This window comes from Mesorhizobium sp. M7D.F.Ca.US.004.03.1.1 (genome assembly GCF_003998635.1).
Taxonomy (GTDB): Bacteria; Pseudomonadota; Alphaproteobacteria; order Rhizobiales; family Rhizobiaceae; genus Mesorhizobium; species Mesorhizobium loti.
Map to the genome: position 1 here is coordinate 1 of NZ_RZQG01000324.1, position 6137 is coordinate 6137.

At 62.4% G+C, this 6137-nt stretch carries 9 protein-coding genes; 5 read left to right on the forward strand and 4 right to left on the reverse strand.

What is annotated here, in order from left to right; translation table 11 throughout:
* Positions 1-201 precede the first annotated feature (201 nt).
* Positions 202-345 carry a hypothetical protein gene (locus tag EN935_RS18535; protein ID WP_109661345.1) on the reverse strand — a complete coding sequence of 48 codons (144 nt, stop codon included), beginning with the start codon at positions 343-345 and terminating at the stop codon, positions 202-204.
* 354 nt (positions 346-699) lie between these two features.
* Between EN935_RS18535 and EN935_RS18540 the strand changes: the two genes are divergently transcribed.
* The 4 genes from EN935_RS18540 (at position 700) to EN935_RS18555 (ending at position 3573) form a co-directional block, all read left to right on the forward strand.
* A complete protein-coding gene (locus tag EN935_RS18540) occupies positions 700-1143 on the forward strand; it encodes an SRPBCC family protein (RefSeq protein ID WP_109660297.1) in 444 nt (147 codons plus the stop codon).
* A gap of 113 nt (positions 1144-1256) precedes the next feature.
* Positions 1257-1712 (forward strand): hypothetical protein, encoded by a 456-nt coding sequence (locus EN935_RS18545; RefSeq protein WP_109660295.1) that lies wholly within the window; start codon positions 1257-1259, stop codon positions 1710-1712.
* 48 nt (positions 1713-1760) lie between these two features.
* Positions 1761-2909, forward strand: a complete 1149-nt coding sequence (locus tag EN935_RS18550; protein ID WP_109660293.1) for an amidohydrolase — start codon at positions 1761-1763, stop codon at positions 2907-2909.
* Between the two features lie 205 nt (positions 2910-3114).
* Positions 3115-3573, forward strand: coding sequence for a VOC family protein (locus EN935_RS18555; protein WP_127263753.1), 459 nt, complete (start codon positions 3115-3117; stop codon positions 3571-3573).
* A gap of 7 nt (positions 3574-3580) precedes the next feature.
* Here the strand turns inward: EN935_RS18555 and EN935_RS18560 are convergent, their stop codons facing one another.
* Positions 3581-4513: a sigma-70 family RNA polymerase sigma factor gene (locus tag EN935_RS18560; RefSeq protein ID WP_126069946.1), complete on the reverse strand. Its 933-nt coding sequence runs from the start codon at positions 4511-4513 to the stop codon at positions 3581-3583.
* Positions 4510-5268: an SDR family oxidoreductase gene (locus EN935_RS18565; RefSeq protein WP_127263755.1), complete on the reverse strand. Its 759-nt coding sequence runs from the start codon at positions 5266-5268 to the stop codon at positions 4510-4512. The genes EN935_RS18560 and EN935_RS18565 overlap by 4 nt, the downstream gene beginning before the upstream one ends.
* A 171-nt stretch (positions 5269-5439) precedes the next feature.
* On the opposite strand from EN935_RS18565, the gene EN935_RS18570 reads away from it, so the two are divergent.
* A complete protein-coding gene (locus tag EN935_RS18570; protein WP_245468805.1) occupies positions 5440-5721 on the forward strand; it encodes a hypothetical protein in 282 nt (93 codons plus the stop codon).
* A gap of 29 nt (positions 5722-5750) precedes the next feature.
* Here EN935_RS18570 and EN935_RS18575 read toward each other — a convergent pair.
* The coding region (locus EN935_RS18575) for a zinc-binding dehydrogenase (protein ID WP_164771197.1) at positions 5751-6137 on the reverse strand (387 nt) is incomplete at its 5' end.

The following is a 6137-nucleotide window of genomic DNA, read 5'->3' on the forward strand; positions in this document are numbered from 1 at the left end:
GGCCGAGCCTGAAGGAAATCGTCGCCGGTGAGTTCGACCAATCGCACCAGCTCGGCGGCCGCAGCGTCTTCGGCTGGGAACCGCCTCCCGCCGACGCTCAGGCGCCGTCCCAAGACTTTGTCCGCGACTGTTTTGCCGGCAGCCCCCAAGGCATAGGCGGCAAGCGACATTAGACATTAGTGGATGTTTGCACCACCGGCCCTAGATGCCGAAGAACTGCTTGCCGATCATGTAGCCCAGCGCCGCCACGACCAACGGAAACAGCGCCGGTGCGGCCTTGCTGAACACAGAGGCTTTGACGTCCTTTGGCGGCATGTAACGTGCGTTGCCGAGATTCTTGGTCATGGCGTACCCCGCGGTCTTCATTAGCGAATACTGATTAACAGCATGGCCGCATTAACGGCTTGCAAAGAAATTAGATCGAATAGCCGACCATTGCCTGCCTGTCCCCTGACCTAATGCCCGGCAACCAAAGGAAAAACAGCGCTCGGCGGGAACCGGATGGCTCGTCCCGTATTGTGGCGCTCGGGGGCATGAATGCCGTTCGAGATCTCATCAAACGCCGGCAACAGTTCAGTTCGCTTGTGGCTGAACAGGTCATGCCGCGCCGGTCGTTAAAAAATCCGAGAGCCTATGTCGGACCGACCACGCCTCGTTCGTCCTTGGGGTACTGTAGGCAATCATGAAAGGATACAGGATATGCCCGGCACCGTACGTTTGCATCGCGTTCTGACGACCAGCCCGGAGAAGGTCTATCGCGCCTTCGTTGAAGCGGACGCACTGGCCAAGTGGCTTCCGCCGAACGGCTTCACCTGCACGGTCCATCACCTCGAGGCAAAGGTCGGCGGCACGTTCAAGATGTCCTTCCGCAACTTCACCACCGGCGACAGCCATTCCTTCGGCGGCGAGTATCTCGAACTGGTTCCGGCCGAGCGCCTGCTCTACACCGACAGGTTCGACGATCCCAATCTGCCCGGCGAGATCCGGGTGACCATAGTCTTGAGAAAGGTGTCGGTCGGCACCGAGATTGACATCACCCAGGCCGGCATTCCGGACGTCATTCCGGTCGAGGCCTGCTATCTCGGCTGGCAGGAGTCGCTCCGAAACCTGGCAAAGCTCGTCGAACCCGAGATCAATCAATAAGCAATCTAGACACAGCTCGCAGCGGCGTCGGCCTCTGCGAGCCGTGTTGCATCGAGGGCCTTGACCGGGCGATCGCGCACGTGAAATCCTTCCGGTGAAAGGGAGGATTTTCCATGCGACATCTGTTGGTTGTGCTGTCCGCCTTGATCCTGCCGACAGCGGCGCAAGCGAGTACGATCTACTACGGCAACAAGGTGGGAATGGAACTCACCATCGTCAAAAAGACAGGCATCGGCTCCACCCACGCCGGCATCCTGGCCAAACACAGCAGGCAGAAGGCGCGCGTCTACTGCCGCGAATATGGCCATGATTTCTCCGAGGATTGCATTGCCGCGGAAATGAAGGCGCCCCTGCACTTCGAGATCATCGCCAACTGCAAGACCGGCAAATTCACCACCTTCTATGGCGCCAACATGCTGTTCCAGGGCCGCAACAAGGGCACGGATGTGACGACGGACTATCTGATAACCGATACGGATGAGAACGTCTTGCTCGATGGCTCCGGCGCCTCGTCATACGATGTTACGCTGGACCAGTTCAAAGCGCTCTGCCCCAATCGCGTACGCTAGAAGCGTTTGCGACACTGTGCCGATCGGAGCAAACGGAGGCCGAAACGCGTGACCCTGACCAACCGAGACATTGTCGAGTTGACCACGTGGCGGCGTAAGCTGCACCAGCAGCCGGAAATCTCCAACGAGGAGGAGAAGACGGCAAAAGAGGTCGTCGACTTCCTCGCCGATACCGGGCCGGACAAAGTGCTCACCGGATTGGGCGGGCACGGCGTGGCGGCCATATACGACAGCGGTAAGGCAGGGCCGACGGTGCTGTTCCGCTCGGAACTCGATGCCTTGCCGATCGAAGAGCTTTCAGGCGTGCCGCATTCCTCGCGGGTGCCGGGCAAGTCGCATATGTGCGGCCATGACGGACACACTGCGATCCTGGCGTCCCTTGGCCGTCAGCTCGGGCGCGACAGGCCTGCAAGCGGCCGCGTCGTGCTGATGTTCCAGCCGGCGGAGGAAACCGGCAATGGCGCAGCCGGCGTAGTCGCCGATCCGCGCTTCACCGAGATCGCGCCGGATTTCGCTTTCTCGCTGCACAATCTGCCCGGCGTGCCGTTGGGCGAAGTTCGGGTCAAAACCGGCGTCGTCAACTGCGCTTCACGCGGCATGCGCATCGTGCTGGAGGGCAAGACCGCGCATTCGTCCATGCCCGAGACCGGCACCTCGCCGATGCTGGCGATCAGTGAGTTGATGCCGGCGCTCCCTGCGCTCGGCAGCGGAACCTTCGCCGATGACGACTTCTCCATGGTGACCGTCACCCATGCCGCGATGGGCGAAGCCGTGTACGGCATCGCACCGGCGCATGCCGAGGTTTGGGCGACGCTGCGGACCCGGCGCGACGAGCGCATGGCAAACCTGTGCACTGCTGCTGAAGCGCTGGTCACGAAGATCGCCGGCCAGCATGGTCTTTCCGCTCGTTGGGACTATCACGAGATCTTCGTCGCCAGCGTCAACGCGCCGGATGCGGTGGAGCACCTGCAACGCGCGCTCGACGAAGAGGGCGTCGTGCACGGCGAAGAAGCCCTGCCGATGCGCGCCTCGGAGGATTTCGGCCTGTTCGGCCACAGCGCTTCGTCGGCAATGTTCTTCCTCGGTGCAGGCGAGCGGCACCCTGCATTGCACAATCCGGACTACGACTTTCCCGACGACCTGATCCCGATCGGCTCAAAGATCTTCATGCGCACCGCACGCAATCTTCTGGGCTGACGTCTGCCAGATCAACTCTGACGCCGAAAACACCATTCCGCCAAGGGACGCAAAGCGGTCAGCCGCGCTTGTCGGCTTGCTTGCGCAAGGGTGGAGAAAAGCGGTTGGCGACCTATTTCGGAAGAGCGCGTAGGCGGGACACAAGGACGGAAATCCGGCTTCAGATCGAAAGGAACACGCAACGCCAAAGACGCCAAAGAACACGATTTGCCTCTGGTTCGACAAGGACGCCGAGGCTGCGGCCCACTTCTACGCAAAGACCTTTCCCGACACCAAGGTGAGCGCCGTTCACCGTGCGCCGAGTGATTTTCCGTCCGGCAAGAAGGGCGACGTGTTGACGGTGGAATTCACCGTTGCCGGCATTCCCTGCATCGGATTGAACGGCGGCTCCGCGTTCAGGCAAAGCGAGGCCTTCTCGTTCCAGATCGCCACCGACGATCAGCAGGAAACCGACCGCTACTGGAATGCCATTGTCGGCAATGGTGGCCAGGAGAGCGCGTGCGGCTGGTGCAAGGACAGATGGGGCGTGTCCTGGCAAATCACACCGCGCACGCTGACCGAGGCGATGGCGGCCGGCGGCGACGAAGCCAGGCGCGCGTTTGAAGCGATGATGGACATGAGGAAGATCGACGTCGCGGCGATTGACGCGGCCCGACGCGGCTGATGCTCCCTCAGCGCCCGGTGCCGCGACCGAAAGATCCGGCGTCCCTGGCCAGCACCAGTTCCGCATCCTCAGCGATATAGCTGACATAGCGATAGTCGCGGATGAAGCTGATCCGCCCCTCCCGCCACTCCAGCCGCATGAAATGATGGGGCTTCGGGTCGGTCTGGTTTTCGAACACCGCGATCACCTCGCGGCCCTCGAGCCATGCCGGCGTCAGCCATACGCGATCGCTCCTGGCGTAGATCGTGAAAAACATGCCGACGTCGGCGGCGCCCGAGCGCGGCGGATGCAAGGACTGATGAAGTCTGACGTCGTCGGCAAGCAGCGCGCGCAAGCCGTCCCAGTCGCGCTGGTTGAACAGGGTCGCATAGCGAACCACGGCGGCGGATGCGATGCGCGCGTCGGGAAGCGCCGCGGCAGTGGCATTGATCTGCCGAAGCCGGGCGCGGCTGCGCGCCAGATGCCCCTTCACCGCATCGACCGTGATGTCCAGCAGAGCGGCGATCTCGGTCAGCGGCTCGTCGAGAACATCTTTGAGGATGATGACGCTGCGCTGGAGAACCGGAAGCTCCGCAAAGCGCGACACGGCGGTCTGTACAGCTTGCCTGCGCATCAGCGTCTCCACCGGGTCGGCTTTGGTGTCGGCAATCTCAAGCGCCGCCTCGATGGGCTCAGCGACGCGGATCGCACGGCTGCGCAGCAGGTCCAGCGCGCGGTTGTGGGCGATCCGGAACAGCCAGGGCCGCAACTGCGGCACCTCGCACAGCTCGTCCAGCGCAACGAAGGCCCGGGCAAAGGTGTCCTGCACGACATCCTCGCCGTCGATGACCGATCCCATCAGACGCGCGCAGTAGCGGTGCAGCTCCGGCCGCAGCGCGGCGGCAAGGGCAAGCAGCCCTTCCTGTCGGTCGCGGTCCACGGCAGGTTCTCGCTCGCTCAAGCCGCCGCGCCCTCAATCACGGTCACGCCCGCATCGCCGTTGAGGCCGAAGACGACGCCCTCGGCATATTGCGGGTCTTCGAGCACTGAAACCACTCTGTCGCCGAACGCCCTGGGCGGCATCGGCGCGCCGAAGCGGGTGACGAATTGTTCCGGCGTAATGCCCATCGAGCCTGCATAGGCGTTGGCCGCGGCATCGCCGGTTCCGGTACCGAGGATCATCTGCCGCGGTACGATCGCCTGGAAGCGGATGCCGAGCTTCTTTTCCTGCGCAACACCATTGGCATATTTGGCCATGAACCAGAGCATGCGCTTGGAGCCGCCATAACCACCCGACATCTGCGATCCGGTGACGGCAGCCCCGCTTGATCCCACCAGCACCCGGCTGCCCGGCTTGAGCGGCAGGTTGAGCGCCGCCTGCAGCCAGTAGAGCCCCGCCTTGACGTCGGTTTCCCAGGCAATGGAGAAATCCTCCCACTTCAGCTGATCCAGCCGCCCCATCCGAGGCGTAGCGCCAGCGTTCAGCACCACGATGTCAGGGCGGACTTCGCCAAGAATGCGATAGGCCGCGTCCTCGTCCGTGACGTCGGCTGAGATGGTGGCGACCCCGAGCCGCGCACCGACCGCCTCCAGCGCCTCGGCGCCGCGGGCAACGACAGTCACGCTGGCGCCCTGTTCGACCAGCGCTTCGACCAGTCCGAGGCCAAGCCCACGGCTGCCACCGGTGACCACGATTTTCTTGTCCTTGAGGCTCATCGACCCTGCTCCGTTGCTTCACTGTAGCTAAGACGTTTGAGGGCAGGGAAAAGAGTCAGCGTTGCAGTGAGGCTCGGACGTAGCGCAGCGCCTGGCAGGCATGGTCACCACCGCAGCGACAGCGTTGTAGGCCCGACTGGATCGCTCCGCCTGCCACGGGCGGTGCCCGCCATGGCTGGAACCAATCCGATCAGCGGCGGTTTACTCAAGGAAGGGACCGGAACTCCAAAGGACTCTGGACAGATGATTGAAATTCACAGCATCGAAACGGCCAACGCCAGACTGCGCATAAGACGAGCTGAAAACTCTCTCAAGCGCGCGAATGACTTGCTGGACGAGGAAGCTGGCGTCGCCCTTAATCTCGCATTGTGCGGCCGGATAAGGGCCGCGCAAAGGCGCCTCATCGAGGCCAGGGCACGCCTGACAACGATCGATCCTACCGGGATGAATTGATCCATGACATCGAAGATGTGACAGGTATCCTACCTGACCTTGATGACCACCTTGCCCTTGGCGCGTCCTGTTTCGACGTAGGCCAGAGCCTCGTTGGTCGCTTCGAAGGGAAAGACCCGATCGACAACCGGGCGGATCGCACCGGATTCGATGAGCGACGCGATCTTGCTCAGCTGCTCACCCTGCGCCCACATGAAAAGGAACGAGAACTTCACGCCACGGCGCCTGGCCCTGGCCCGGATTCCACGGCTCAGAAAGCGCAGCACCAGCCTCAGCGCCACGTTCAGTCCCTGCTTCCTGGCAAATTCGGGATCCGGTGGACCGGAGATGGAGATGAGCTTGCCACCCGGTTTCAGCACATTCAGGGATTTTTCAAGCGTTTTGGCGTCCTGGCTGTTCAAGACGACGTCGTAGCC